This window comes from Noviherbaspirillum sp. FW303-A3 (assembly GCF_058788695.1).
The window spans coordinates 1,229,383-1,254,886 of record NZ_JBYTAZ010000001.1; the positions used below are offsets into that span (position 1 = coordinate 1,229,383).

The 25,504-nt window shown below is 63.5% G+C and carries 28 protein-coding genes; 16 read left to right on the top strand and 12 right to left on the bottom strand.

What is annotated here, in order from left to right:
• Window positions 1–157: 157 nt before the first annotated feature.
• The 4 genes from AC3WOY_RS06025 (at window position 158) to AC3WOY_RS06040 (ending at window position 1,648) form a co-directional block, all read left to right on the top strand.
• Window positions 158–580 carry an ElaB/YgaM/YqjD family protein gene (locus AC3WOY_RS06025; RefSeq protein ID WP_492421749.1) on the top strand — a complete coding sequence of 141 codons (423 nt, stop codon included), beginning with the start codon at window positions 158–160 and terminating at the stop codon, window positions 578–580.
• Window positions 581–630: 50 nt separating this feature from the next.
• Window positions 631–999: a phage holin family protein gene (locus tag AC3WOY_RS06030; RefSeq protein WP_492421751.1), complete on the top strand. Its 369-nt coding sequence runs from the start codon at window positions 631–633 to the stop codon at window positions 997–999.
• Complete coding sequence (locus AC3WOY_RS06035; RefSeq protein ID WP_492421753.1) at window positions 996–1,418, top strand: hypothetical protein; 423 nt, start codon at window positions 996–998, stop codon at window positions 1,416–1,418. The genes AC3WOY_RS06030 and AC3WOY_RS06035 overlap by 4 nt, the downstream gene beginning before the upstream one ends.
• A 122-nt stretch (window positions 1,419–1,540) precedes the next feature.
• Window positions 1,541–1,648 carry an entericidin A/B family lipoprotein gene (locus tag AC3WOY_RS06040; protein WP_492429207.1) on the top strand — a complete coding sequence of 36 codons (108 nt, stop codon included), beginning with the start codon at window positions 1,541–1,543 and terminating at the stop codon, window positions 1,646–1,648.
• 172 nt (window positions 1,649–1,820) lie between these two features.
• Here the strand turns inward: AC3WOY_RS06040 and AC3WOY_RS06045 are convergent, their stop codons facing one another.
• A complete protein-coding gene (locus AC3WOY_RS06045) occupies window positions 1,821–3,002 on the bottom strand; it encodes an AI-2E family transporter (protein ID WP_492421755.1) in 1,182 nt (393 codons plus the stop codon).
• A gap of 2 nt (window positions 3,003–3,004) precedes the next feature.
• Window positions 3,005–3,640 (bottom strand): hypothetical protein, encoded by a 636-nt coding sequence (locus AC3WOY_RS06050; protein ID WP_492421757.1) that lies wholly within the window; start codon window positions 3,638–3,640, stop codon window positions 3,005–3,007.
• A gap of 298 nt (window positions 3,641–3,938) precedes the next feature.
• Between AC3WOY_RS06050 and AC3WOY_RS06055 the strand changes: the two genes are divergently transcribed.
• From AC3WOY_RS06055 to AC3WOY_RS06085, 7 genes are all read left to right on the top strand, one after another.
• A complete protein-coding gene (locus AC3WOY_RS06055; RefSeq protein WP_492421759.1) occupies window positions 3,939–4,673 on the top strand; it encodes a C39 family peptidase in 735 nt (244 codons plus the stop codon).
• A complete protein-coding gene (locus AC3WOY_RS06060; protein WP_492421761.1) occupies window positions 4,670–6,136 on the top strand; it encodes a RimK family ATP-grasp domain-containing protein in 1,467 nt (488 codons plus the stop codon). The genes AC3WOY_RS06055 and AC3WOY_RS06060 overlap by 4 nt, the downstream gene beginning before the upstream one ends.
• Entirely contained in the window at window positions 6,133–7,362 is a 1,230-nt protein-coding gene (locus AC3WOY_RS06065; RefSeq protein ID WP_492421763.1) for a carboxylate-amine ligase, read from the top strand. The genes AC3WOY_RS06060 and AC3WOY_RS06065 overlap by 4 nt, the downstream gene beginning before the upstream one ends.
• Before the next feature lie 7 nt (window positions 7,363–7,369).
• The gene (locus AC3WOY_RS06070) at window positions 7,370–8,122 is read left to right on the top strand and encodes an N-formylglutamate amidohydrolase (protein ID WP_492421765.1); all 753 of its coding nucleotides are present in this window, start codon (window positions 7,370–7,372) and stop codon (window positions 8,120–8,122) included.
• 40 nt (window positions 8,123–8,162) lie between these two features.
• Window positions 8,163–8,465 (top strand): YciI-like protein, encoded by a 303-nt coding sequence (locus AC3WOY_RS06075; protein ID WP_492421767.1) that lies wholly within the window; start codon window positions 8,163–8,165, stop codon window positions 8,463–8,465.
• A gap of 13 nt (window positions 8,466–8,478) precedes the next feature.
• Window positions 8,479–8,787, top strand: coding sequence for a 2Fe-2S iron-sulfur cluster-binding protein (locus tag AC3WOY_RS06080; RefSeq protein ID WP_492421769.1), 309 nt, complete (start codon window positions 8,479–8,481; stop codon window positions 8,785–8,787).
• A 125-nt stretch (window positions 8,788–8,912) separates the two neighbouring features.
• Window positions 8,913–9,290 carry an oxidoreductase gene (locus AC3WOY_RS06085; RefSeq protein ID WP_492421771.1) on the top strand — a complete coding sequence of 126 codons (378 nt, stop codon included), beginning with the start codon at window positions 8,913–8,915 and terminating at the stop codon, window positions 9,288–9,290.
• A gap of 58 nt (window positions 9,291–9,348) precedes the next feature.
• On the opposite strand, the gene AC3WOY_RS06090 is transcribed toward AC3WOY_RS06085, so the two are convergent.
• From AC3WOY_RS06090 to AC3WOY_RS06135, 10 genes are all read right to left on the bottom strand, one after another.
• Window positions 9,349–9,672 carry a BON domain-containing protein gene (locus AC3WOY_RS06090; protein WP_492421773.1) on the bottom strand — a complete coding sequence of 108 codons (324 nt, stop codon included), beginning with the start codon at window positions 9,670–9,672 and terminating at the stop codon, window positions 9,349–9,351.
• 178 nt (window positions 9,673–9,850) lie between these two features.
• Window positions 9,851–10,504 (bottom strand): dienelactone hydrolase family protein, encoded by a 654-nt coding sequence (locus AC3WOY_RS06095; protein WP_492421775.1) that lies wholly within the window; start codon window positions 10,502–10,504, stop codon window positions 9,851–9,853.
• 114 nt (window positions 10,505–10,618) lie between these two features.
• A complete protein-coding gene (locus AC3WOY_RS06100) occupies window positions 10,619–12,172 on the bottom strand; it encodes an FAD-dependent oxidoreductase (protein WP_492421777.1) in 1,554 nt (517 codons plus the stop codon).
• A gap of 37 nt (window positions 12,173–12,209) precedes the next feature.
• Window positions 12,210–12,359, bottom strand: coding sequence for a hypothetical protein (locus AC3WOY_RS06105; protein WP_492421779.1), 150 nt, complete (start codon window positions 12,357–12,359; stop codon window positions 12,210–12,212).
• Between the two features lie 119 nt (window positions 12,360–12,478).
• Window positions 12,479–13,465, bottom strand: coding sequence for a UDP-glucuronic acid decarboxylase family protein (locus AC3WOY_RS06110; RefSeq protein ID WP_492421781.1), 987 nt, complete (start codon window positions 13,463–13,465; stop codon window positions 12,479–12,481).
• Complete coding sequence (locus tag AC3WOY_RS06115; RefSeq protein ID WP_492421783.1) at window positions 13,462–14,565, bottom strand: glycosyltransferase family 9 protein; 1,104 nt, start codon at window positions 14,563–14,565, stop codon at window positions 13,462–13,464. The genes AC3WOY_RS06110 and AC3WOY_RS06115 overlap by 4 nt, the downstream gene beginning before the upstream one ends.
• Window positions 14,562–16,280 carry a carbamoyltransferase family protein gene (locus AC3WOY_RS06120; protein ID WP_492421785.1) on the bottom strand — a complete coding sequence of 573 codons (1,719 nt, stop codon included), beginning with the start codon at window positions 16,278–16,280 and terminating at the stop codon, window positions 14,562–14,564. The genes AC3WOY_RS06115 and AC3WOY_RS06120 overlap by 4 nt, the downstream gene beginning before the upstream one ends.
• Window positions 16,281–16,471: 191 nt before the next feature.
• Window positions 16,472–16,750 carry a PQ-loop domain-containing transporter gene (locus tag AC3WOY_RS06125; RefSeq protein WP_492421787.1) on the bottom strand — a complete coding sequence of 93 codons (279 nt, stop codon included), beginning with the start codon at window positions 16,748–16,750 and terminating at the stop codon, window positions 16,472–16,474.
• 10 nt (window positions 16,751–16,760) lie between these two features.
• Entirely contained in the window at window positions 16,761–18,026 is a 1,266-nt protein-coding gene (locus tag AC3WOY_RS06130; protein WP_492429209.1) for a cation:proton antiporter, read from the bottom strand.
• A gap of 67 nt (window positions 18,027–18,093) precedes the next feature.
• Window positions 18,094–19,161, bottom strand: a complete 1,068-nt coding sequence (locus AC3WOY_RS06135) for an Hsp20 family protein (RefSeq protein ID WP_492421789.1) — start codon at window positions 19,159–19,161, stop codon at window positions 18,094–18,096.
• Window positions 19,162–19,555: 394 nt separating this feature from the next.
• Between AC3WOY_RS06135 and AC3WOY_RS06140 the strand changes: the two genes are divergently transcribed.
• From AC3WOY_RS06140 to AC3WOY_RS06160, 5 genes are all read left to right on the top strand, one after another.
• Window positions 19,556–21,355: an ABCB family ABC transporter ATP-binding protein/permease gene (locus tag AC3WOY_RS06140; RefSeq protein WP_492421791.1), complete on the top strand. Its 1,800-nt coding sequence runs from the start codon at window positions 19,556–19,558 to the stop codon at window positions 21,353–21,355.
• Between the two features lie 100 nt (window positions 21,356–21,455).
• Window positions 21,456–22,574 (top strand): glycosyltransferase family 2 protein, encoded by a 1,119-nt coding sequence (locus AC3WOY_RS06145; RefSeq protein WP_492421793.1) that lies wholly within the window; start codon window positions 21,456–21,458, stop codon window positions 22,572–22,574.
• A gap of 252 nt (window positions 22,575–22,826) precedes the next feature.
• Window positions 22,827–23,774 (top strand): glycosyltransferase family 4 protein, encoded by a 948-nt coding sequence (locus AC3WOY_RS06150; protein ID WP_492421795.1) that lies wholly within the window; start codon window positions 22,827–22,829, stop codon window positions 23,772–23,774.
• A gap of 24 nt (window positions 23,775–23,798) precedes the next feature.
• Entirely contained in the window at window positions 23,799–24,296 is a 498-nt protein-coding gene (locus tag AC3WOY_RS06155) for a hypothetical protein (protein WP_492421797.1), read from the top strand.
• A 45-nt stretch (window positions 24,297–24,341) separates the two neighbouring features.
• Window positions 24,342–25,409 (top strand): LacI family DNA-binding transcriptional regulator, encoded by a 1,068-nt coding sequence (locus AC3WOY_RS06160; RefSeq protein WP_492421799.1) that lies wholly within the window; start codon window positions 24,342–24,344, stop codon window positions 25,407–25,409.
• The last annotated feature ends 95 nt before the right edge of the window (window positions 25,410–25,504 follow it).

Here is a 25,504-nt window from a genome sequence, read left to right on the forward strand (position 1 = left end):
GCAGCCATAGAAAAGGAGGTTCGATGCAACGCGCCGCGTTTTTTCATGAACGCAACTGCGCACCCTGCCATATGCGGCAGAGGCGTGTCCTTCTTTAACTGTTCCATCCGCGCGGCATCAGGCGCGGATTCCGTCTAATCCAGTCAAGGAGCGATTCATGGATACAACCAATACTTCGACCCCCACCTCAACCACAACCGTCAAGCCGGGCAATGGCAGCGACACCATGTCCGCCGCTGCGCAAGCAACCCGGGGCACGATGAATGAGATGAAGGGCACCGCGCAGCGCTCGGCGGCCACGCTGCGCAGCGAACTTTCCGGCCTGAAGAACGACCTGGATGCGCTGGTCAACCGTTCCGCCAGCATGTCCGACGACGAACTGTCGCAGGCCCATGCGCAACTGATGGCGAAATTCAGTTCGGTGCGCTATGCCGCCAAGGGCATTGCCAGCGAAGCCTCGCGCCAGTTCAACCGCGGCATGGAAACCACCACCGGCTACGTGAAGGACAAGCCGATGCAATCCGTCGCCGTCGCCGTGGGCACCGGCCTGCTGTTAGGCCTGCTGTTCAAGCGCCGCTAGACAGTTGAGCGAGTCGCGATGTCCCGGAATTTCGCATAAGGAAGACCCTCATGTTTTCAGCCCTACACAAGTCCAGGCAGCTCTACCTGATCACGCTGGAGCGCGTCGGCGATTACATGGACCTGCTGCGTGTCGAGATGAAGATCCGCGAGCACAACCTTGCGCTTCGCATCGCGGGATTCGCCGTGGCCGGCCTGTTTGCATTGCTGGCCACGATATTCCTCGGCATCGCGATCATCGTCAGCTTCTGGACGTCGGAATACCGGGCGCTGGCGGCGTGGTTCGTGGTCTTCCTGTATGGCGCGATTGCGGGCGTCAGCCTGAACATGTGCCTGAAGCATTTCCGTTCGCCGTCGCTCGCCACGACATTGCGTACGGAGTTCCAGCGCGATATCGACGTCATCAAGGAAGCCCTATGAGCGGTCCATCACTTGAAGAAGAACGGAAGGCCATCCTGGAGCGAATGCAAATGCGTAGAGAAAGCTATCGGCGCGCACTCAACGGCGGCCCCGATCTCGACCAGATCCCTGCCGATCCGGCCGCTGCCCGGGCATTGCCGCCTTCGGGGCACGTGCAACACGTTTATCCGACACATCGCCCTGTCCCGACGCGTTTTCCCCGCAGCACCCTGATGCGCGTCCTCATGGACCATCCGGTCCTGTGTGCGGTAGGGGTGGCGGCACTGGTGGCAATCGGTCCCCGCAGGATTATCAAGACGGTTGCCACGAGCGCCACCGCGATCGGGACTTTGACGGCAAACAATCAGACGAACGTCGATCTGCTTGGCAAGGTCTTAACCATGGCAGGAGCGTACGTGCAAGGCCGCACGAATGAATAGCAACTAAGCACCGGAGCGCGCCGGCATGTCGTTACCGGCACGGTATTTTCGGGAACACCTGGTTTTATTTGTCAACCTGAAAGGAAAAAATCATGAAAAAAATCATTTCCATACTGAGCATAATGATGTTCGCCTTCAGCCTGTCCGCTTGCAACACGATGAAGGGTTTCGGCAAGGATGTCGAACGCGGCGGTGAAAAGGTGCAGGGCGCGGCAGAAAAGAACAAGTAACAGGCGTTCTCTCTTTCTGCTGTCTCTCTTCGAGCCCCTTCCGGGGCTTGTGCCGTTTCCACATTCGGCGCACGTTGCGCGCAAGGGGGCTGTTTTTGCGTCCTGGCCCTTGCCCCCTGTTCCCCTATTTCGCAGGACGGGCAGCGTCTCGCCCGTCCTTTTCCGGATCTGCCTATACCTTCGGCTTCGGCTGCTCCACCACATCCTCCACGTACAGCAGCTTGACGGCCACCATGCCGGCGGCGATCAGCGGAGATGCGAGGACCACGCCCAATGGTCCGGCAAGCGCCGCAAGCAGCAGCGTGCCGAAGATGACCAGCGCCGGCGGAAGGGCCACCGCACGCTGCTCCACCAGCGGCGTGAGCAGGTAGTTCTCCGCGGTCTGGATGCCGATGTACAGCAACAGCACGTAAAAGGCGAGCTGCGTGTCGATATTGAAGGAAATGAGCAGGGGCGCGGCCGCCGCCAGGATCGGGCCGATGTAGGGGATGAATTCCAGCACGCCGGTCAGGACGCCGAGCGTGAAAGCGAGCGGCACGCCCAGCCACCAGAGTCCGATGCCGGCAGCGATGCCGACCAGGGTCATCGTCACCAGGCGCCCCACCAGCCACCAGCGCAGGACGGCGCCGATTTCATCCATGACCTCATAGGCGCGCGGCCGCCCCTTGCGCGGCAGCAGGTGCATCATGCCGCGCTGGTACAGGCGCGGCTGGGCCGCGAGGTAGATGCCGATGAACAGGGCGACAGCCGCCCCGCCGACAGCGGAAAAGGTGGAGCTGATGAGCCCCTGGGCCCGGCCCAGCATCTGGAAGTCGAAGCGCATGCGGGACAGCTCGGCGATCAAGGGCTGCAAGGGCTTGGCCCATTCATGCTGGCGCATCCACTGCCGCATGCGGGCCATGGATCGCGGGAGTTCGTCCAGGAGCTGCCCGACCTGTTCCGCCATGGGCACGGCGAACACATAGAACAGCACGAAGATGAACAGGGCCAGGGCCGCGATAGACAGGGTGAGCGCCAGGCTCTCCTTGAACTTCGCGCGCTCCACCAGCCAGTTGGTCGGCGCGCGCAGCAGCACGGCGATGAGGATGCCGGCGAACAGGACCAGGAACACATCGCTCGCGTACCAGATCGCGGTCAGCATCAGCCCGGTGAAGATGACGAGGCTGACGACCAGGGCGGTGCGGCGGACGAACTGCGAATCGGTGAAGTCCTGTGACTCCGCCTGCAGGCGGTAGCCGGCGCGGCGGTCGGGGATGATACGGCGGTCGCCCCGGGACGCTTCCGGCGCCTTTCCGGCGGGATGTCCCAGGGTGGAAGCGAGTACGCCGGCGCGTGGATCGACGCTGGACGCCATGGTCAGCGTGCACCGCTGCCTGCGGCACGGTCGCCGCTGGAGCCGCTGCCGGTGGAAGTGGGCGACCCGCCGCCCTCTGCTACTTGCTGCGGCCAGGAAAGGATGGAGCTGGCGACTTTCGGTGACTGCTTGCGGCCTCCGGCCACCCTGACCGACTTGTTCAGCGTATAGCCCGCTGCCTCCGCACGTACCTTGTAGGTGCCGCCCTGCGGCAGGTCCACCAGCAGGATGGGCGAATCGCAGGCCAGCTGCAGTACCGTATTGCCGCTCGCGTCGCGGATATCGACATCCACATCCGCAAGATAGGCGCCGCTGCGCGTGGCAAAGGTCAGCATCAGGTCGTAGCCCGTCGCTTGCTGTTTCATGTAACTGGACTCTTCCTCGCCCACGCCGCCGCAGAGATAGGTGACGTCATCCTGGGTGACAGGCTTCAGCCGTGCAATGGGAGATGGAGGCGGCTGCAGGTCAGCGCCTGCTTCCGAACGCATCGGTCCGGAGCCGGAAGCGCCAGAGGAACTGTCGCCGGATGCGCCGGCAGATTCTGCTCCCGGCATCGGCTGCGGCGCTGTATGCACCTGAGCGAGCACAGGCGTGGAAAGCATGCCGAGCGCAATCAAAAGACTCGATATTTTTTTCATGGCTGGAACCTCCTTGGACGAATTCACGGGGGAGCGCAAGACTCGCGTTCCGGACATTCATTCACCGATGCAGCATTCATGCCCGTAACAGAAACGCGCAGCAGTCGCGGATTGCGGAAGGGAAAGCGGGAATCGGCCGGAAATAGCTGCATGCATTGGAAACTTTTACACGGCCATGAAGTCTTCAAGCAGGCCACACCATCATCATCGTCTGGCACCGAAAATGCTAAGCGCTTGTTGCTGCCGCTGAAGAAGCGCAGCGCGTGTTTGATCTCAGCAAGGACCGGAACACTTTCCCGTGAGCCAAGACATCCTGCAGTTGCCCGTCAAGATTCTTCCGCAGCCGGACGAAACCACCTGCGGTCCGACCTGCCTGCATGCCGTCTACCGCTACTGGGGAGAAGACGAGTCGCTCACCGGGGTGATCCAGCGCACCGGCCGGCTCGAGCATGGCGGCACCTTCGCCGTGTTCCTCGCCTGCGATGCCTTGCGCCGCGGTTACAGCGCGACGATCTATACCTACAACCTCAATGTGTTCGACCCGACCTGGTTCACCGAGCCGGGCATAGACATCGCTGACCGTCTGCAGAAGCAGCGTGAGACGAAGATGGATTACCGCCTGCAGCACGCGACCACGGGCTACCTCGATTTTCTCGGCCTCGGCGGACGGCTGCGCCTGCTGGACCTGTCGCGCTACCTGATCCGCGCCATCCTGCGCCGGAAACTGCCCATCATCACCGGACTAAGTTCGACCTACCTCTACCGGGTGGCCCGCGAACACGGACCGGACGACGAACCCGACGACGTACGCGGACTGCCGTCCGGGCATTTCGTCATCATTGCCGGATACGACCGCGAGCGCCGCAAGGTGCTGGTCGTCGATCCCTATCAACAGAATCCTTATGCCGGCACCCAGGAGTACTGGCTGAGCGTAGACCGGGTTGTCAATGCGGTGCTGCTGGGCATCGTGACCCATGACGCCAACCTGCTCATCATCCACCCGCGGTGTCCGCCGCGACAGGAAGTACCATGAATATCCTTTTCGTCGTCAGTCAACAGCAAGATTGGCCCAGCGACATACCCGGTGTCACCGTCATACCCGCCCAGACTTACCTCATGGACCCCGCCTACGGGGATATCGGATCCACCAAAGTCTTCAACCTCTGCAGGACCTACCGTTACCAAAGCCAGGGTTATTACGTTTCCCTGCTGGCCGAGGCGCGCGGCCACCTGCCTGTGCCCGACGTGCAGGCGATGAAGGATTTGTATGCCGGCAGCGTGGTGCAGGACATTACCGGCAAGCTCGGCAACCTGATCGATTGCTCCTTTGCTCGGACGGCGGAGGATTTCGTCGACCTGAACATGTATTTCGGCCGGGATGCGGAAGCCGGGCATCCGCATTTGAGCGAGCAGCTGTTCAAGCTCCTGCGCACGCCGGTGCTGCATGCGCGTTTCGAGCAGGCAAACGGAAGCTGGCACCTGTGCAGCATTTACCCCGGCAGCATCCGCGACATTCCGGCGCACCACCAGGATTTCGCCGCCCGCGCGGCGATGGATTACCTGCAGGAACAGAAGATACGAACGAGCACGCCCGCCTCCCGAAAACCCTCGCTCGCCATCCTCCACGACCCGCAAAGAAACGAATCCCCCTCCAACCCCGATGCCATCCAGAAGTTCCGCGAAGCAGCCGAGCTGCTCGGCATGACCGCGGAACTGATCACGCCGAAAGACACGCGCCGCATTGCCGAATTCGACGCCCTCTTCATCCGCGACACCACCAATGTCGACCACTACACCTATGAGCTGTCGCGCCAAGCGGCGGAGGCCGGCATGGTCGTCATCGACGATCCGGAATCGATCCTGCGCTGCACGAACAAGATCTACCTGAACGAACTGCTGAACCGCCACCACATCCCCACGCCGAAAACCATGGTGGTGCACAAGGGAAATGTCGACCAGATCGTCGCCACGCTCGGCCTGCCCTGCATTTTGAAACAGCCCGACGGCGCCTTCTCGCAGGGCGTGGTCAGGATCGAATCGGAGGAAGCGCTGCTGGACAAGGTCAACGAGCTGCTGCAGGAATCGGAACTCGTGCTGGCCCAGGAATACCTGCCGACCGAGTTCGACTGGCGCATCGGCGTGCTCGACCAGCGCCCGCTCTTCGTCTGCAAGTACTTCATGGCTCCCGGGCACTGGCAGATCATCAAGCATGAGCACCAGCGCATGTCCGAAGGCCGCACCGAGGCGCTGTCGGTCGGCGAGGTGCCGGACGAGGTGGTGAAGATTGCCGTGCAGGCGGCCAACCTGATCGGCGACGGCTTCTACGGCGTCGACCTGAAACAGGTCGGTTGCCAGTACTACGTGATCGAGATCAACGACAACCCGAATGTGGATGCCGGCAACGAAGACGACGTGCTGTCCGATGCGCTCTACCGCGAAGTCATGGGCGTCTTCCGCAAGCGCATCGAAGCCAGGAAAGGAAACACATCGATATGAGCGAGGATGAGCCCCCGCTGCTGCACGCCTTCATGGGCTGCGGCATCGAACTGGAATACATGATCGTCGACAGCGAGCACCTGTCGGTAATGCCAGTGGCGGATCGTCTGCTGGAGGGCGGCAGCGACACTGCGCGCGGCAGGATGGGCTGGTCCAACGAACTCGTCCTGCATGTAATCGAGATCAAGAATGTCCGGCCCACCGCCTCGCTTGGCCTGCTGACCGACGCCTTCGAGGCAGAAGTACGCGAGATCGACCGCCGGCTGCAATCCTTCGGCGCCCGTCTCATGCCGGGCGGGATGCATCCGTGGATGGAACCGCGCACCGAAACCCGCCTCTGGCCGCATGGCAACGAAGCGATCTACCGCACCTACGACCGCATCTTCGACAGCCGCAGCCACGGCTGGGCCAACCTGCAGAGCATGCACATCAACCTGCCCTTCGGCGATGACGACGAGTTCGCACGCCTGCATGCGGCGATCCGCCTGGTGCTGCCGATCCTGCCTGCACTCGCCGCCAGTTCGCCGTTCGTGGAAGGACGGCCTGCCGGCTGGATGGACTACCGCATGCGGACCTACTGCAACAATGCCAGCGGATTTCCCTCGATCACCGGCATGGTCGTGCCGGAAACCATCACCAGCCGCGCCGCCTACGAGGAACGGATTCTTGCGCCAATGTACCGCGCCATCGCGCCCCACGACCCGGAGAAGGTACTGCGGCACGAATGGCTGAATTCGCGCGGCGCGATTGCGCGCTTCGACCGCAATGCGATCGAAATACGCGTGCTGGACACGCAGGAGTGCCCGCGTGCCGACCTGGCGATCGCGGCGGCGGTCGTGAATCTCGTGCGCCGGCTGTACCACGCGGACAATCTGGTTGGGCAGCAGGAAATGAACACAGCCGCACTGGCGGCTATCCTGCAGGAATGCATCCACGATGCCGACGAGGCGAACATCGACAATGCAACCTACCTGCGCCTGCTCGATTTCCCCGGCAACCGCTGCACCGCCTCCGCGCTGTGGCGGCATCTGGTGGAACGCATGCTGGAGGACGATCCGCGGCACCGGCAGTACTGGGCGGAACCGCTGCAGGCCATCCTTGAACATGGCCCGCTGGCGCGGCGTCTGCTGCATGCCGCCGGCAGCCAGCCGTCACGTCCGCAACTGCTGTCGGTCTACCGGGCACTATGCGACTGCCTGCGTGCCGGACAACTGTTCCTGCCGTGAGGACAAGTTGCCGGCCAAGGATTTTTACCTGATCACCTGCGAGCACGGCGGCAACCGCGTGCCCTCGCGCTACCACGACTTTTTCCTCGGCCACGCGCCGCTGCTGCGGACCCATCGCGCCTATGACGTGGGGGCATTGCGCGTTGCGCGCGAGTTCGCCGCTGCGCTTTCCGCGCCGCTAATGGTGTCGACCGTCAGCCGACTGCTGATCGACCTGAACCGTTCGCCCAGCCACCCCAAGCTCTACTCGGAGGCGACGCGCCGCGCGCCGCAAGACATCCGCGAGGAAATCTTCAAACGCTATTACATCCCCTACCGCATGAAAGTCGAGACGCAGATCGAGCAGGCCATCGCGGCGGGCATGCGGGTGGTGCATGTGTCCTGCCACAGCTTCACGCCCGAACTTGCCGGCAAGGTGCGCAGCGCCGACCTCGGCTTGCTGTACGATCCCTCCCGCCCGGCGGAAACGGGGTTGTGCCGGCGCTGGCAGACCGCATTGAAGGTGTATGCCTCGATGCTGAAAACCCGGCTGAACTATCCCTACCTGGGTACCGCCGACGGTTTCACCGTCTACCTGCGGCGGCGCTTTCCGCCCGATGCCTACCTCGGCATCGAACTGGAGATCAACCAGAAGCATGTGCGCGGGCGCGGCGAGCATTGGCGCAACGTGCGGCGTGCAGTGATCGAAGCATTCCACGACGCTGCGCCAAGGGAAAAGGCTGCTCCCGCTACACCCGCCAGTCCGCAGGTTTTCGCCTGAGCAGCTATCATTGGCTCTTTCCGGCGTTCAGAAGAGAACAATGCACTTCCTGCTTTTCTACGACTATGTGCCCGACTACATGGCGCGGCGCGAACAATTCCGCAACGACCACCTGAAGCTGGCGTGGGAATCGCACCGGCGTGGCGAATTGATCCTCGGCGGCGTAACGGCCGATCCCGTGGACAGCGCGGTCCTGTTCTTCCAGGCCGATTCGGCGGATGTGGTCGAGGCATTCGCCAGGGCCGATCCCTATGTCACCGGCGGGCTGGTGGCGAAATGGCGCGTGCGGCCGTGGAATACGGTTGTCGGCGAAGGGGCTGCGTCCCCCGTTCATCCGGCCTGAAAGCGTTTCCAGAGTGACAAGCCCGTCCCGGTTTTCCGCCCGTATCCAGCCTTCCGGCCTCACATTCGACGCCCCGGCCTCGGAGCCCCTGCTTACCGCCGCGCGACGGGCCGGCATCGAACTTGCCGCCTCCTGCCGCAACGGCACCTGCCGCACATGCATGTGCCGGCTCGCCAGCGGACAGGTCGGCTACCGCATCGAATGGCCAGGCCTCACCCGCGAGGAAAAGGCCGAAGGCTACATCCTCCCCTGCGTCGCCTACCCGGAATCGGATGTCGACATGATCGTGCCTGCGGCCCGCCGCCTGCTGCCAAAGGAATAACCCGCAGGAAAGCAATCTTTGACCTGGATCATTGGCATTTGCAGGCCGGAGGCAGAGACTGGCACCAGCCCTGCCGCGCGACACCGCGGCGGACATGTTCAGACTTGAGGAAATGGGAGTTGAGAATGCAGAAAATCCGTGTAGGCATCATCGGCGCAGGCGAAACCGGCACGCCGCTCATCAAGCAGCTGCTGGACGCATCGTTCGTCGAAGTCGTCGGCGTGGCCGACCTGAAGGACGACATGCCGGGCATGGCCGTGGCGCGCGCGCGCGGGATCAAGACCACCAACGATTTCATGGACATCGCGATGCTCGGCCTCAAGGTCGACATCATCATCGATGTGACCGGCGTGCAGGCTGTGCGCGAAAAGCTGCGCGAGTACCTGCAGGCTACCGCAAACGGCCACACCATCATCATGCATGAAATGATTGCCGTGCTGATGATGTCGCTGTCCCAGAACAAGCTGGTCACGACCAAGCACAACCAGGTGGATTACGCCTGAGATATCAGCGGGGCGCCGCGCATGCATCGGCATGCGCGGCCCCGGTATCCCTGCGGCATCAGCCCGTGATCACCAGCTGGTTGTTGACCGCCTGCACCCCTTCCACGCCACGCGCCAGAGATTCGGCCTTGCGCCACAGCGCGAGCGACTTCACTTCCCCTTTCAGGGTGACCTTGCCCTTGGCGGTATCGACGTTGATCTTCAGGCCGGCGATATCGGGATCGGCGAGCAGTGCCGCCTTCACCTTCGATGTGATTACCGCATCGTCGACGACCTGGCCGGCGGACTTGTCCGAGGCATCCTTGCTGCCGCCCATGCTGCCGCATCCGGCGGCAAGGACAGCGGCGAAAAACATCACAGGCAGTGCGAATTTCTTGTTCATGGCAGTCCCCTTCGAGATGGGTGTGCGGGTCGTGGAGAGTTGCAGCCGGTTTGACTTCCGCCATCTTGCGCGGTTTCGGCAACGATGACAAAAAAGCATTTTACTTGATATGCACCAAGCCGCGATTCGCGCCGTCAGCCCGTGTAATTCCTTCTGCTGCCAGAAGAAATTACGTGCTTCACACATGCCTTACCCGCACGTTCTGCAGGTACCAGGCGCGCGTCAGGCGGGCGACGACTTCGAGGCTGCCCGGCTCCTCGAAGGAATGGGTGGCGCCGGGAATGATTTCAAGGCGCTTCTTGCAGCGCAACGCCGCATAGATGACCCTGTTGATGCCGACCACGCGCTCGTCGAGGCTGCCGGCAATCAGCAGCGTCGGCGCGTTGACCCGGGGAAGGTTACCCTGCGAAGCAAGATCCGCCCGCCCGCCGCGCAGCACGACGGCAAACACCCTGGAGCCAAGCTGTGCCGCCAGCTGCAACACGGCGGCAACGCCGATGCCGGCGCCAAACAATCCGACCGGAAGGTCCCGCACCGCATGGTGCTCCTTCAGCCAGTCGCATGCCGACTCGAGCTGCCGCGCAAGTGTGCCGGGATCGGCGCCGGCAGGTTCGGCCTCGCCTTGCGGCGTCAGGTCGAGCCAGAAGGTGCCCAGGCGCGCGTTGCGCAGCACCGTGCCGACATAATCGATGGGCGGCTTCACGCGGTACCCGCTCCTGCCGTCCGCGAGCAGGATGACCCCGACGGGATCATCCGGAAGCCACAACACGCCATCGATGGCGCCATTTTCATTCGGTACCGATACCTGCTCGACGCGAGTCGATAAAACCATTGTCCGTCTCCAAAAGGGTGTCATGCATGTGCCTGTCATCCTTTCGCCGCAGTGACGCAAGGTCCATGCCATTAGAGCGGTCTGCGGTGCAGTTCAAGGGATCCGCAAACCGCTCTAAGACAGCCATGTGTCGTTGGTTGCCGGCGGCATCATCCGTTTTTCCAGCGGCGTGAGGGCCGGACCTTCCAGCACCGCACCGTCGGTGGAGAAGCGGCTGCCGTGGCACGGACAATCCCAGCTGCGCTCGGCCTGGTTCCAGTGGACGATGCACTTGAGATGGGTGCATACCGGCGACACGATATGCAACTGGTAGGCGTCGTCGCGATACACCGCCAGCTTGTCGCCGTCGAGATCGACAATGCGCCCTTCCCCGCGCGGCACCTCCGACAACTGCGTCACTTCACCGCCCTTGATGTAATCCTTCACGTAGTAGCCGGCGACGTTGAGGTTTTCCTTCAGGAAGGAGCCGGCGGACTTGAGTGGCGTGAACCGGCGCGGCGTGTACAGGTCGGCGTAGGGATTCGGCCGGCCGGCGATATGGTCGGCAATGATCATCGCCGCCAGCGTGCCGAAGGTGAGTCCGTCCCCGGCAAACCCGGTGGCAAGCAGCAGGCGCTCCGCACCGATGCTCGGTCCGATATACGGAAGATGGTCCGCCGCGCGGTATTGCTGGGCCGACCAGCGGAATTCCGTCGGGTCCGCGTCGAAGCGCGACTGCAGCAAGGCATCGAGCTTCGCGAAAGCCGCTTCGGGATCGTTCTTCTGGCCCGTCTTGTGCTTGCAGCCGATCATCATCACCCAGGCTTTGCCATCCATCTCGAACAGGCGTGTCGATGTCGCTTCGGCGCCGACGCTCCAGAAGATTCCCCCCGCCATCCGGTGGGTGCGCAACGGCGCGGCAACGGCGTACTCGCGGTACGGCCCCAGTTCGGTCTGGATCGCATTGAATCCCTTGGGCGTATGCGTGGCCATCACGATACGCCCGGCCTTGACCGAGTACGCGCCAGCGGTAACGACGCCGGCTTCCTCGTCGATACCGGACACCGGCGTTTCCTCGAAAATCATGCAGCGGCCGGACCGGATGGATTCCGCCAGCTGGCGCACGTAGCGCAAGGGATGGAACTGCGCCTGTCCCGACACCACCAGCGCACGATGGATTTCAACCGGCAAGGGGATATCGGTGGTAACACGCGCTTCCAGCCCGGCGTCCCGCATGCACTGGTACTCCCGGTCAATCACGGCATTGCTTGCCGCCGAGGAATCGACGCTGTACAGCACCCATGGCTGGCGCGAGAAATTACATTGGATGCCGAAGGCGCGGGTATTTTTTTCAACCAGGTCAATCGCGGCCATGCGCGAGGCGACCATCCTCCAGACCTGGTCGTCGCCCCACTTCGCCGCCAGCTTGTGCAGCGGTTCGCCGACCATGCCGTACAGGTTGCCGGTGGAATGGCCCGTCGCGCCCATGCCGATCCTGCCCGCCTCGAGCACGGCCACGCGCAGCCCTTCGGCGGCAAGCAAGGCGGCAGTGGAAATGCCGGTGATTCCTCCGCCGATGATGGCGACGTCAACCTCGATGTCGCGCGACAGCCGGGGAAAGCTGACAGCCTCTGCCGTCGCGGTCCAGACCGACGCCCGGCCCGCGTTTGTGTCGCTTGTGTCCATCATTCTCCTTGTTGTGCAGACGGGCAACAGGGCGGCAAGGTCACATCATGCCGGGCGCGGGCCGCACCGGCAACGCGGGCAGCACGAGGTGAGCGGGGGAAACCTTCCCGGCTTCGGTCACCGGGCGTGGCGGCGAATACGGGGGACGCGGATTGCCCGGCCCCTCGCCGCAGCCTGCAAGTGCAAGCACGGCTCCGGCAAAGGACAGGCACCGAAGCAAAGACGGCATCCTCTGGAACTTCCCGCGGCATCGATTCATGATCGCACCTCTGTCGGTCAAGCGTGGCGACTGCATCCTCTGTTGTTCATCTACCGCCCATGCAAACTGCGTTCCCGCACCGGCTGATCGTCGTCAAGGCAACGGCGGAAGCAGTCGATGGTGCGCTGCAATCCCTCGTCCAGCCCAATTCTGGGTTCCCATCCGAGGGCGGAGCGCGCAAGCGAGATATCGGGACGGCGGCGCACGGGATCGTCGTCTGGCAAGGGCCGGAAAGCGATGTCCGATGTCGATCCGCACATGGCGATGACGCGATCGGCGAGTTCCAGCATCGTGTATTCCCCCGGATTGCCGAGGTTGACCGGACCGCGGAATTCGCGCGGACTGTCCATCAAGCGAACAAGCGCGTCGATCATGTCGTCCACATAGCAGAACGAGCGCGTCTGCGTACCGTCGCCATACACCGTCAGCGGCTGGCCGGCCAGCGCCTGCATGATGAAGTTCGACACCACCCTGCCGTCTTCCGGGTGCATGCGCGGTCCATAGGTATTGAAGATGCGCGCGATCTTGATGTCCGTGCCGTATTGCCGGCGGCAATCCATGAACAGGGTTTCCGCGCAACGCTTCCCTTCGTCGTAACAGGCGCGCACGCCGATGGGGTTGACGTGTCCCCAATAGTGCTCCGCTTGCGGATGCACCTGCGGGTCGCCGTAAACTTCGCTGGTCGACGCCTGCAATACCTTTGCATTGAGCCGCCTGGCCAGCGCAAGGACATTGAGCGCGCCGAGCACGCTGGTCCGCGTGGTCTGCATCGGATCATGCTGGTAGTGGACGGGCGATGCGGGACAGGCGAGGTTGTAGATCTCGTCCGCCTCCACCTGCAACGGCAGCGTGATGTCGTGCCGGATCAGTTCGAAGCGCGGGTCGGACAGGAGGTGTGCGACATTCCGTTTGCTGCCTGTAAAGAAGTTGTCCAGGCACAGCACCTCCTGTCCCTGCGCAAGGAGTCGCTCGCAGAGGTGGGAACCCAGGAAGCCGGCGCCGCCGGTGACCAGTATCCGCCTGCCGGATTCCTTCATTTCTCCTCCCGCACGGCGATCCTGTGCTCCCAGTTCCGGATCACCCGCACCGCCATCACGGCCACCACGTCAGCACCCACGTCATCCGCGCATTCATGCGCGGTCGGACAGGTGTGGTGCATGCAGGGGCGGCAGGGGACGTCGGCGCTGATCACGGAATGGCGTTCCATATCGAGCGGCGCCCAGCGTGCTGGATCGCTGCCGCATGACACCACGACGCTCGGCGTCGCCACGGCGGCGGCCATGTGCGAAATGCCGGTGTCATTGGTGACCACGAGGCGTGCCTGCGCCAGCAGCGCGCCCAGCGCGCCGAGGTCGGTCTTGCCGCAGAGGTCCAGCGCCGGCATGCGCATGGCGCCGCGCACCGCGCGCACCACCTCGGCTTCGTCCTGGGCGCCGGTCAGGACGATCTTCATCCCGCCGGCTGCAAGGCGGTCGGCCACCTCGGCAAAGCGCTGCGGCAGCCAGCGCCGCGACGGCAGGCGCGCGCCGGGATGGATGCACACGTAAGTGCCTGGAGCCGGCAGGTTGATCTGGCTGCGCTGGAGCGCGCGATAGTCGGCATCGGCCAGCGGGAATTCAAGGTACTCGCCCTGCCGCCGCACACCGAGGTGCTCCAGCAGGCGCAGGTTGCGCAGCACCTCATGCTCGCGCTCTTCCCATGGCAGGAAGCTGCGCGGATCGGGGCAATACTGGCCCGGCACATGGAAGCCCGCGCAGCGTTCGGCGGCAAACAGCACCGTCAGCGGATTGCTCAGCGGGCCGCTGCCGTGCATCTGGATCGCCAGGTCGAATCGCTGGCGCTGCGCCTCCGAGAGGAAGTGCGGCACGGCGTTCAGGTGGGCAGGCTGCTCGGGAAAAGCGGGGAATCCTGGAAAGACGAGCAGGTCGTCCAGGTACTTGCCGAATCGCTTGACGAAGGTTGCCGCCCACGGCAGGCCGATGAGCGTGATGTGCGACTGCGGCGCCGCCGCGCGCAATGCGCGCAGGGCCGGCACGGCGCACAGCATGTCGCCCAGTTGCAGTGCGCGGAACACGGCGATCTTGCGCGGCGGCTGCACGCCGCCGAAGAGGCTGTCGGCCAGAGGCTCGCGCATCATGGCTTCTCCACAATGAAGGGACCGATCGCCAGGACATCGAGCGGCGTGGAGCAGAAGGATTCGACCGCGTCGCGGGGCGAACAGACAACGGGTTCGCCCCGCGTATTGAAGGAGGTGTTGATGAGCACCGGCACCCCGCTGCGTTCGGCGAATGCCTTGAGCAGGTCGTAGTAGGCGGCGTTCTGGCCGCGGTTGATGGTCTGGATGCGCGCCGTTCCGTCCACATGGCGCACGGCCGGAATGCGGTCCGCCTTGTCCGGCCGGACGTCGTAGACAAAGACCATGAACGGTGAAACGGCGCCGTCGACAAACCAGTTGGCCGCCTCTTCCTCCAGCACCACGGGCGCCACCGGCCGGAAGTCTTCCCTGTCCTTGATCTGGTTCAGCCGCTGCTGCATGGAGGCGTCCAGCGGCGATGCGAGGATGGATCGCGCGCCGAGCGCGCGCGGGCCGAACTCCATGCGCCCCTGGAACCATCCGATGACCTTGTCCTGCATCAGCAGGTCTGCCACCTCGCCCGGCAAATCCGCCGTCCGGCGATAACGCAGCTTCGCCTGCCGCAGGAAAGCCTCTATCTCATCGTCGCCGTAAGCGGGGCCGAGGAAGGCATGGTCCATCTGCCAGCGCCGTTGCGACGGCCCGCACTGCGCGCTGTCGATCCAGAGCGCCGCTCCCAGCGACGTCCCGGCATCGCCTGCCGCCGGCTGCACCCAGACGCGCTTGAAACGGCCGCGATCCCTGACCCGTGCGTTCATCACGCAGTTGAGCGCGACGCCGCCCGCCATTGCCAGGTTGTCGGCGCCGGTCTGCTCGTGCAGCCAGTCCGCCATGCGCAGCACGATTTCTTCCAGCACCGCCTGCAGCGAGGCAGCGATGTCCATGTGCCTGGACGTGAACGCGCTGCCGCGCTCGCGGGCGGGACCGAACATGCGCTCCCACTCGGCCGGCAGCACTTCATAGTTGCCGTCGCCGAGGTAATGCACGACTTCGCGCAGCAGCGGCGCATAGACAGGCTTGCCGAAGGAGGCGAGCGCCATCACCTTGTATTCGTCGGAAGAATGCAGGAAGCCGAGGTAGCTGGTCACCGACTCATACAGCAGGCCGAGGGAATGCGGCAGGTTGACCTGCTTGATGCGTTTGTAGCGGCGGTCCTGGTAGAAGCCGTAACTGGTGGTCGCCAGTTCGCCCCGGCCATCCATGGAGAGGACGGCGCACTCGTCGAAAGGCGCCGCCAGGAATGCGCTGGCCTCGTGCGCGAGATGATGTTCGACGAAATGCCACCGGTAGGGGCCGTCATGGCGCACGTTGCGGAAACGCTTGCGCAAATGATGCGGAGCGCCGCTGGCAAGCTGCCGGGGAGCGTTCACGATATATGACAGGAACAGCGGGTCCCATGGCGCCGTCCATTCGGACGAAGCATGCGCGGATGGCTCGAGGGGAAGTTGTATGGCGGTGTTGCCGTTATGCTCGCCGAGGAGCAGCGACGGGTTGTAGGAATAGGCGACGTGATGCACGTCGGCCAGGGCGATGCCCGCTTCTGCCAGGCAGGTGTCGATCGCATGGTAGGGCAGTTGCCAGGTCGAAAACGGTACAGGCCGCTTGCCATGCTTGATGCGCGTGAAACGTTCTTCCTCCGCAGCGGCCACGACGACGCCGTCATGGACGAGACAGGCGGAACAGTCGTGATAGGCAGCATTGATTCCCAGCGTATACACATCGGCCTCCTGTCGTCGGTTGTGCGGCCAGCACACGACCCTGCCGCCGCGTCATGGGGCATCGCATCTTGCTTGATTGTCAAGCAAGCGGCATACCTGCACGATCTGCCCTCTCCCGCCTGCGGCAGAGGGCAGATCGTAGAAGTAATTTCTACCCGCGTATGTAAATAGGAAAATGCAGGCGGGCGTTTTTACCTGCCCGTCTCGCGCCGCGCCAGCCGCTTGTTGCGCATGTAGACGAACTCACCCGCGACCGCGGTGAGGAAGATAAAGAAGTTGGCAAACACGAATACCCAGTTTTCCACCAGATAGCTGTAGATGGTGAAGCCGAGCGAAGCAGTCAGCTGCCCGATGAACAGCCACTTCGATACGCCTTCCACGCTGCGCGCGCGCCACTGCGTATATACCTGCCGGGAAATCGTCATCACCAGGATTGCGGCACTGAGCCAGCCGATGATATCGGCATTCATGTTTGTCCTTTCATTCGTCGACGAGCGGCTGCCGCCGCTTGTGGTACTGCGCCATGAGCGGAGTGGCGGAAATGCCGTGCAGCAGGACCGAAATCGCGACCGCGGTCAGCACCATCGAGACCACGCGCTCCTTCATATCCATCGCCCAGTCGAACTGCAGGGCGAACACCAGGTAGTAGAGCGAACCGATGCCGCGGATGCCAAACCAGCCCATCAGTACCCGCTGCGTCCGCCCTGCCCGCTCGCCCGCCAGCGAGACGAACACCGATACCGGCCGCACCAGCAGGAACAGCAGCCCGGCGGCGAGCGCGCCTTCCGCGCTGAAGCCGGCTTCGGACAGCATGATGCCCAGCAGAAGCACCATCACGAATTCGGCGATGTGTTCGAGTTGCTGGTTGAATCCGAGGACGGTCTCGGCCATGTAGGCAGGCGCCTTTGACGGGTGCGTCGCCACCGTCGGCTCATCTCCCGCGGGCACCGCTCCGATCACCTCGGCCGGCGGCGTCGTCCCGCTGCGCTCGTGTTCGATGCCGCGCATGGCGACGCCGGCAGCGAACACCGCGATGAAGCCGACGCCATGCACCATGTGGGCCACGCCGTACGATGCGGCGATGAGTCCGAGCGTAAGGAACTCTTCCATGCCGAGCGCCTTGTGATACCGCTGCCGCAAATGCAGTGCCAGCCTCACCACGCCCCGCGCGAGCAGGAAGCCGCTGCCGAATCCCGCGAGGATGCCCCACAGCGCCAGCAGCGGCGCCCAGGGCGAACCATAGTCCTTCGCATCCTCCACACCCAGCAGGAACAGCCCGAACATCACGACCGGATAGGCGGTCCCGTCATTCAGGCCGCCCTCGCCGCTGAGACTGAAGCGCAACCGGTCGCGGTCGCCTACATCGTGGATCTGCACATCGGAAGCCAGGACCGGGTCCGTCGGCGACAGCACCGCCCCCAGCAGCACCGCTACACCGAGGGGCAGGCCGAACACATAGACGCCGGCTGCCGCCACCATCGCCGATGTCACCAGCATGCCGAGAACGCCGAGGCGCAAGGGCAGGCGCCAGATGCGGTCGGACAGCGGCACGCGCAACTTGAGCCCGACGGTGAACAACGAGATCAGCAGCGCGATCTCCGTCAGCAGTGTCAGCAGTCCGGCATTCTCATGCGGATCGAGCGTCACCAGCCCGGCGCCGGACGGTCCAAGCGCAAAGCCGATGGGCAGGTAGAGCATCGCCGGACTGAGCGGCAGCCTGTGCCAGATCGAGCCGAGCAGCCCCATCAGCAGGAGCAGGGCGCCAATAATCAGGTACCAGATGTTGACCGTGTCGATTTGATGCTCTCGCTTGCTAGCGCCGGGACTGCACCTCGATGCGGCGTCCGTTCTTACCACCTTCCGCAACCGGTACCGTAATCTCCAGCAATCCATCCTGCAGCGATGCGGATGCAGCGTCGCCCCGTGCACCGGCGGGCAGATTGATCACGCGGTAAAAATGGCCGTACGAACGCTCGCTGCGCCGCTGTTCCTGCGGACCATGCGGCGGTTCCTGCCGCCGCTCGCCCAAGATGGTCAAGCGGTCGCCGCTCACTTCCACCAACACATCCTCGCGCTTGACCCCGGCCAGTTCGGCACACACGATGAACTTGCCGTCGCGTTGCGCCACCTCCACCGGCGGCGTCCATTTCGCGGCCTGTTCCGGCGACTGCCTGAGCGGTGATCCTGCCGTCATCACGCCGACGACGCGCTCGATCATGCGGTCGAGGTCTTCCGACATTCGGCGCATCACCGCCAGCGGATCGCTCCATGCGGTCATCGCCTCGGGCATCCATGCGGGCCGCATGGCGGCCTGCCATGCGTCGAGCGCAGGCGGCATCTGGCGTTCCTTGCGCCAGCCATCCGGCTTGCCTTTTCCGGGCTCGCTCTCCATCCGCGCGGCTCCGGCATCGGTCGTGAGGGGTTCCATGTCCTTGATCTTGCCCAGCCAGTCGTGGCTGTCCTTGCCCAGCTTCTCGATGAATTTCTTGAAGCGCGCGAGATCGTGCTCGGTACGCTCCGCGATGACCTTCTGTGCGTCGCCGTGCTGCACCAGGATCTGTTGCCTGGGATCACATTCCATGGTCAGCTTCACTTCCGTGCGGTCCGACTCGGTCGGCCGCAGCTCGATCTTTCCTTCATAGCGCGGCCCGTTCAGGTTGCGCCAGGCGATGCAGCGGTCCGGAACTTGTTGCGTTATCTCCGCATCCCATTCCATGTCCAGATTCCCTGCCTTGGTGTGCCAGTGGAGATGCGTGTCGTCGACCTGGCGCACCTCTTCCACATCCTCCATGAACCGCGGATATTGCTCGAACTGCGTCAGCTGACGGTAGGCGGTGCTGACCGGAACGTTGATCTCGATCGATTGCTCAATCCTTGCCATCGTGAATCTCCTTTCTTCCGTTCCACGACACTCTCCCTGCCGCAAGCCCGGCTGCGGTGCGAAGGAGAGCGCTTCTTTCCGCCATGTCATCGTCCGCATGGGAAGAATTGATGGCGGTCATTGTGACGGGTGTCGTGGAATAAATAGTGCTAATGAAGTCCTCGCAGCGTTTCCTGGTGACTGGGGCGCTGCAAGAAACGAAGGGTGGCAGTGGCATGGGTGCAAGTTCCATACCACTGGACAGTGCGTGCAAACGCTTGTTCAGCATAGGCAGCAAAGCACAAGGATTCAACGCGCCGCTTTCGTTTCCACGGAGACAGGCAGCAGTTTTTGCAGCAGTCGCTTGTAAAGCTTACAGCGAGGCATTGCTCTCATCCCAAGGATTCTTATCGAGATGTCGACTACTGAACATGCACACAGCGATACGCAGGTCATGCGCGACCTCTGGACGGTCGTATCGCAGTTTCGCAGGCGGATTGCCGCGGCACTGGTTTTCCTGGTGCTGGCCAAACTCGCGGTCGTTTCGGTGCCGCTCGTCCTCAAGCGCATCGTGGATGAGTTGTCGCGGCCCGAACAGGTGCTGGCGCTGCCGGTCATCCTGCTGGCCGGCTACGCGGCGCTGCGCTTTGCGAGCACGCTGTTCAACGAGCTGCGCGATCTCGCCTTCTCCCGGGTGACGCAGCATACGGTCGCCACCTATGCGCTGAAGGTATTCGGCCACCTGCATGAACTGAGCGCGCGCTTCCATGCGCAGCGCCGTATCGGCGGCCTGCTGCCCGACATCGACCGCGGCACGTCCGGCATCGCCTTCCTGCTGAGCGTGGGCCTGTTCACCATCGTGCCGACACTGCTCGAAATCACCATGGTGATCGCTATCATGACCGCCCGCTACAGCGACTGGTACACCGCCATCCTGGGCGTGACCTTCGTGCTGTACTGCGGCTTCACCCTGGTATTCACCGCGCGGCGCACGATTTTCCAGCGGCGCGTGAACAAGCTGGACTCGAACGCCAAGAGCCTGCTGGCCGACAGCCTGATCAACTACGACACGGTGAAATACTTCACCAACGAAAAGGAAGAAGCGCGGCGCTTCCAGGGCATCATGGGCAACTGGGCGGAAGCGGTGGTCGCCAACCAGAAGGCGCTCTTCATCCTGCATGTCGGCCAGAGTGCCGTCATTGCGCTCGGCGTTGCATCGGTCATGCTGCTTGCGGGCAAGGGAGTCATGTCGCGCGAGATGACGGTCGGCGACCTCATCCTGATCAACGCCTATGTCATCCAGATCTGTCTTCCCCTCAATGCGCTCGGCTTCGTCTACCGGGAAGCGAAGGATGCGCTGGTCAATGCGGAGAAGCTGTTCCAGTTGCTCAGGGAAAAACCGGAGATCCACGATCCGCCGGGCATGCCCGCACTGAAAGTGACGCGCGGCGAAGTGGCGTTCGAAAGCATCAATTTCGCCTACGAGCCGGAACGCCCTATCCTCCACAACGTCAGTTTCCGCATCCCGCCCGGCGGCAGGGTTGCCATCGTGGGCGGCAGCGGCTCGGGAAAATCCACGCTCGCCAGGCTGTTGCTGCGCTTCTACGATGTCGGTTCCGGCAGCGTCAGCATCGACGGCCAGGACGTGCGCAAGGTCAGCGCCAAGAGCCTGCGCGAAGCGATCGGCGTGGTGCCGCAGGAAACCCTGCTCTTCAACGACACCATCGCCTACAACATCGGCTACGGCCGCGAAGGCGCGACCATGGAGCAGATCATTGCCGCCGCGAAGGCCGCGCACATCCACGACCTGATCGACTCCCTGCCGCAGAAATACGAGACGCCGGTGGGCGAACGCGGCGTGAAACTGTCGGGTGGAGAGAAACAGCGCATCGCACTGGCGCGCGCCATCCTGAAGAATCCGCCGTTGCTGATCTTCGACGAAGCAACGTCGGCGCTGGACACGGCGTCGGAACAAGCCATCCAGGAGGAACTCGATGAACTGGCGGAGAACCGCACCACGCTGGTCATCGCCCACCGCCTGTCCACCGTGGTCGACGCCACGGAAATCATCGTGCTCGAACGCGGACGGGTCGTCGAACGCGGCACGCATGCACGCTTGCTGCTGCAGGGCGGCATGTACGCCCGGCTGTGGCAATTGCAGCAGCGCGCGGACGACAGCGAGAAGATGGAAAGGGAGATGCATTCCATGGCTTGAGCGCCCTCAACAAAGATCGATGGAACGGGAATTGCATCGGCTCGGTGCCAACCAATGACAATATTTGTGATCAGTCGTCACGCTATCCAGGGCTGTATCCATGACGAAAATTCTTGCATTCGACCGTGACCGGAGAAGCACGCACGCCGATTCTTCGGCCCGTTTGAAAACCCGTCCCCGCACCGGCGCGACGCCGACGCCCTTGCGCCGCACCGAAGGATCGTTTGCGCGGCCAGGCGAGGTGGAAGTCGCGGTCACCGTGGTCGTCCCCACGCGCGGCCGCCCGCAATTGCTCAACCGCTGCCTCGCCAGCCTGGTGCTGCAACGATTCGATCCGGCGCGCTTCGAGATCATCGTGGTGGATGACGGCCCGGACGACGACACGCGCGAAGTCGTGGCCGGATGGGCGGCGCATACCGCCGGACAGGGTCCGCGCATCACCTACATTCCATCCATGGGCCCGCATGGCCCGGCGGCGGCGCGCAATCACGGATGGCGCGCGGCACGCGGCGGCATCATCGCCTTCACCGACGACGACACCATCGCCCGCGCGGACTGGCTGAAGAATGGCATGCGCGCCTTCGAGGACGGCGTGGATGCGGTGAGCGGGCGCATCGTCATGCCGCTGTCGCACACGCCCACCGACTACGAACTCGATGCCAAGCAACTGGAAACCGCCGAGTTCGTCACCGCCAACTGTTTCTGCCGCAAGCAGGTGCTGGATGACCTGGGCGGCTTCGACGAGCGTTTCCGCTTTGCCTGGCGCGAGGATTCGGACCTGCAGTTCCGCCTGCTCGATTACCAGGCCAACATCGTGTACGAACCGAAGGCGGTGATGATGCACCCGATCCGCCCCGCCGGCTGGGGCGTGAGCCTGCAGCAGGTGAAGAAGGTGCAGTTCGACGCGCTGCTGTACAAGAAGCACCCAACGCTTTACCGGCGCAAGATCCGCTCGAGGCCGCGCTGGGATTTCTACATCACGGTCGCGGCCCTGCTCGCCTGCGTCGCCGCCGCGGTCGCCGGCGCTGCCGCACCCGCGCTGCTCGCCGGCCTGCTGTGGTTCTACATGACCGGACGTTTCTGCCTGCAAAGGCTGAAGCGCACGTCCAAGGCGCCGGGACATGTCGCGGAGATGGTCGTGACGTCCGCGCTGATCCCGCCGCTTGCCGTCTTCTGGCGCATGGTCGGAGCCGTCAAGTTCCGTGCCGCGCTCTTATGACGTCCCTGCCGCAGTACAGGAATACACCGCTTTCCGCGAGCAGCTCGATTCGTCGACACCGCCGGAGGCGTGTCGGAGCTGTGCGCTATACGCAGGTACGTTCTGACAATTGCGGGCATGGCTGTTGAACCGGAGATGCATTTTCCCCGTCGTCCCCGCGAAGGCGGAGATGATGAACAAATTCAGGCGGCAACGCTCGCCTTCGAACATGTGCCGCCTCTGACAATGACAATGCACCCGCCACGGAAAAACATGAACAACCGGCTGAAGATCCTCACCTGGCACACGCACGGAAGTTACCTGTATTACCTGACCCAGGCGCCGCACGATTTCTACGTGCTGTCTAAGCCGGACCGCCCGCCCGGCTACGGCGGCCGGTGCGGCCATATTCCCTGGGGCGGCAATGTGATCGACCTGCCGGTGTCCGAAGCGAAGGACATGCAATTTGACTGCATCCTGTTCCAGGACGACGACCAGTACCTGAAGGACCAGCACCTCTACCTGAGCGAGGCGCAGCGGCGCCTGCCGAAGATCTACATCGAGCACGACACGCCGCGCGAGCATCCGACCGACATGCCGCATCCGGTCGACGACCCGGATGTGCTGCTGGTGCACGTCACCCACTTCAACGCACTGATGTGGAACAGCGGCCGTACGCCGACCCGTGTGGTCGAGCACGGCGTGATGGTGCCGAAGGATGTTGCCTGGCGCGGCGATCTCGACCGCGGGCTGGTGGTGATCAACAACATCCGGTCGCGCGGACGCCGGCTGGGCGGCGACATCTTCGAGCATGTGCGACGCTCGGTTCCGCTCGACCTGGCCGGCATGGGCGCGCAGGAGGCCGGCGGACTGGGCGAGGTCGAGCATGCGAAGCTGCCGGAGTTCTCCGCCCCGTACCGTTTCTTCTTCAATCCGATCCGCTACACCAGCCTTGGCCTGGCCGTCATCGAGGCGATGATGATCGGCATGCCCATCGTCGCGCTGGCGACCACCGAGATGTCGACGGTCATCCGCAACGGCGAATCCGGCTACATCGATACCAATGTAGAGACGCTCATCGCGCGCATGCAGGAACTGGTCAAGGACCGGGAGCACGCACGCCGGCTGGGCGAAGGCGCGCGGCGTGATGCCCTGGAGCGATTCGGCATCGAACGCTTTGCGGACGATTGGGACAAGACTTTCCGCTTTGTCACTCAATGATTGATTGCTTGGAGGAGAACGCACATGTCGCAAGCTGGCAGCTATCTGATCGACCGCCACGCCGCCGAGAAAGCCGTCGGCTTCGCCCTGCCGATGATCCATGAAGCAATGAAATTGAAGGAAGTCGGCGAAAGCGGCTTCCTGGTCATCGTGGTCATGGACCCGTTGCGCGGGCCCGCCGAGTCGTCCTTCGAAGACGCGATCCTTTACGAATATTCCGTCGGCGACCGGTCGAAGTGGGACGCGGACTATGCCGGCTTCGCGCGCGCCAAGGCGCGCGTGGCATGGCGCACGGGGATGGATAGCCATCTCGTGCAGGAATTGCGGCCGTATCTGCTCGCACCGGGGGATACCGTGCTTTGGGGCAGCGCGATTGTGGATGGCATTACTGTGGCGGTGAGCGGCGCCAATCCCTGGTATGACGAAGCCTTCGCGGGGACGGTGGCGATGTGCCTGCGCGCGGTCGCCAAGGCAGGGATCGTGCAGGAGCGCGGCAAGGGACTTTTCCTGCCTCGGAAATAGCTCTTGATGGTATCGGTACCATTTATGCGGTGATAAAATCGCGGCATGACTGAAAAAGCATCCGTTGTTGAAACCGCATCCCCCCGCGAAAAGAAGGGCCGCCGCGGCGCCGGCGGCATTACCCTGCGCGACGTCGCCAAACTGGCAGGCGTCGCCCCCATCACTGCCTCCCGCGCGCTGAACACCCCGAATGCCGTTTCCCCGGAAGTCCTGCAGCGCGTCCGTGACGCCGTCGAGCGGACCGGCTACGTCCCCAACATGCTCGCCGGCGGACTCGCCTCCAACAAGAGCAAGCTGGTTGCCGCCGTCGTGCCGACCATCGCCGGACCGGTCTTCCTCGAAACGGTGCAATCGCTCACGGAATCGCTCGCCCAGCGTGGCTACCAGCTCATGCTCGGCCAGAGCGGCTACCAGGATTCGCGCGAGGATGCGCTGCTGGAAGCCATCATCGGCCGCCGGCCGGACGGTGTGGTGCTGACCGGGATCATGCGTTCCGCGGAAGGCCGGCGGCGCCTGCTGGCCAGCGGTATTCCCGTGGTCGAGACCTGGGACCTGACGCCGACGCCGATCGACATGCTGGTCGGTTTTTCGCACGAGAAGATCGGCGCGGAAGTAGCAGAATATTTGCATGCCCGCGGCTGCAAGCGTGTCGCCACCATCAGCGGCGACGATGAACGCGCGGTGCGCCGGCAAAAAGCCTTTGCGCATGCCGCGATCAAGCTCGGCATGTGTCAACGTGGCAAGCAGGACATTCCCTCTTTCGTCGTTCCAGCACCCACCACCCTCGGCAGCGGCCGCGCCGGGCTGTCGGACCTGCTCGCCCGTCATCCGGACATCGACGCCGTCTTCTGCAGTTCCGACCTGCTTGCCCTCGGTGTGCTGACGGAAGCCCAGGCCAAGGGCCTGCGCGTGCCGGACCAGGTGGCCGTGATCGGTTTCGGCGACCTCGCCTTTGCCAAGGACCTGCACCCGGCGCTGACGACGGTGCGCATCGACGGCACGGCAATCGGACGCACTGCCGCCCAGTTCATCATCGACCGTGCCGAAGGGCGTCCGGTGGCCTCGCCCATCCACGACGTCGGCTTCACCATCGTCGAACGCGCCAGCGCCTGACCACTCCTTTTCTTTCCCCAAAAACAGTTTGACATTCAAATTTGGTACCGCTACCATTTGTTTTGGTAGCGGTACCATTTGATGCAAGAAACCTG

Bases quoted from the DNA above. Each gene is read 5' to 3' on its own strand.
- AC3WOY_RS06060 (WP_492421761.1), top strand. From the start codon at position 4,670: ATGAATATCCTTTTCGTCGTCAGTCAACAGCAAGATTGGCCCAGCGAC.
- AC3WOY_RS06050 (WP_492421757.1), bottom strand. From the start codon at position 3,640: ATGAAAAAAATATCGAGTCTTTTGATTGCGCTCGGCATGCTTTCCACG.
- AC3WOY_RS06095 (WP_492421775.1), bottom strand. From the start codon at position 10,504: ATGGTTTTATCGACTCGCGTCGAGCAGGTATCGGTACCGAATGAAAAT.
- AC3WOY_RS06115 (WP_492421783.1), bottom strand. From the start codon at position 14,565: ATGATGCGCGAGCCTCTGGCCGACAGCCTCTTCGGCGGCGTGCAGCCG.
- AC3WOY_RS06160 (WP_492421799.1), top strand. From the start codon at position 24,342: ATGACTGAAAAAGCATCCGTTGTTGAAACCGCATCCCCCCGCGAAAAG.
- AC3WOY_RS06145 (WP_492421793.1), top strand. From the start codon at position 21,456: ATGACGAAAATTCTTGCATTCGACCGTGACCGGAGAAGCACGCACGCC.
- AC3WOY_RS06075 (WP_492421767.1), top strand. From the start codon at position 8,163: ATGCACTTCCTGCTTTTCTACGACTATGTGCCCGACTACATGGCGCGG.
- AC3WOY_RS06025 (WP_492421749.1), top strand. From the start codon at position 158: ATGGATACAACCAATACTTCGACCCCCACCTCAACCACAACCGTCAAG.
- AC3WOY_RS06155 (WP_492421797.1), top strand. From the start codon at position 23,799: ATGTCGCAAGCTGGCAGCTATCTGATCGACCGCCACGCCGCCGAGAAA.
- AC3WOY_RS06100 (WP_492421777.1), bottom strand. From the start codon at position 12,172: ATGATGGACACAAGCGACACAAACGCGGGCCGGGCGTCGGTCTGGACC.
- AC3WOY_RS06110 (WP_492421781.1), bottom strand. From the start codon at position 13,465: ATGAAGGAATCCGGCAGGCGGATACTGGTCACCGGCGGCGCCGGCTTC.
- AC3WOY_RS06045 (WP_492421755.1), bottom strand. From the start codon at position 3,002: ATGGCGTCCAGCGTCGATCCACGCGCCGGCGTACTCGCTTCCACCCTG.
- AC3WOY_RS06030 (WP_492421751.1), top strand. From the start codon at position 631: ATGTTTTCAGCCCTACACAAGTCCAGGCAGCTCTACCTGATCACGCTG.
- AC3WOY_RS06085 (WP_492421771.1), top strand. From the start codon at position 8,913: ATGCAGAAAATCCGTGTAGGCATCATCGGCGCAGGCGAAACCGGCACG.
- AC3WOY_RS06140 (WP_492421791.1), top strand. From the start codon at position 19,556: ATGTCGACTACTGAACATGCACACAGCGATACGCAGGTCATGCGCGAC.
- AC3WOY_RS06150 (WP_492421795.1), top strand. From the start codon at position 22,827: ATGAACAACCGGCTGAAGATCCTCACCTGGCACACGCACGGAAGTTAC.
- AC3WOY_RS06090 (WP_492421773.1), bottom strand. From the start codon at position 9,672: ATGAACAAGAAATTCGCACTGCCTGTGATGTTTTTCGCCGCTGTCCTT.
- AC3WOY_RS06040 (WP_492429207.1), top strand. From the start codon at position 1,541: ATGATGTTCGCCTTCAGCCTGTCCGCTTGCAACACGATGAAGGGTTTC.
- AC3WOY_RS06125 (WP_492421787.1), bottom strand. From the start codon at position 16,750: ATGAATGCCGATATCATCGGCTGGCTCAGTGCCGCAATCCTGGTGATG.
- AC3WOY_RS06035 (WP_492421753.1), top strand. From the start codon at position 996: ATGAGCGGTCCATCACTTGAAGAAGAACGGAAGGCCATCCTGGAGCGA.
- AC3WOY_RS06135 (WP_492421789.1), bottom strand. From the start codon at position 19,161: ATGGCAAGGATTGAGCAATCGATCGAGATCAACGTTCCGGTCAGCACC.
- AC3WOY_RS06130 (WP_492429209.1), bottom strand. From the start codon at position 18,026: ATGGGGCTGCTCGGCTCGATCTGGCACAGGCTGCCGCTCAGTCCGGCG.
- AC3WOY_RS06065 (WP_492421763.1), top strand. From the start codon at position 6,133: ATGAGCGAGGATGAGCCCCCGCTGCTGCACGCCTTCATGGGCTGCGGC.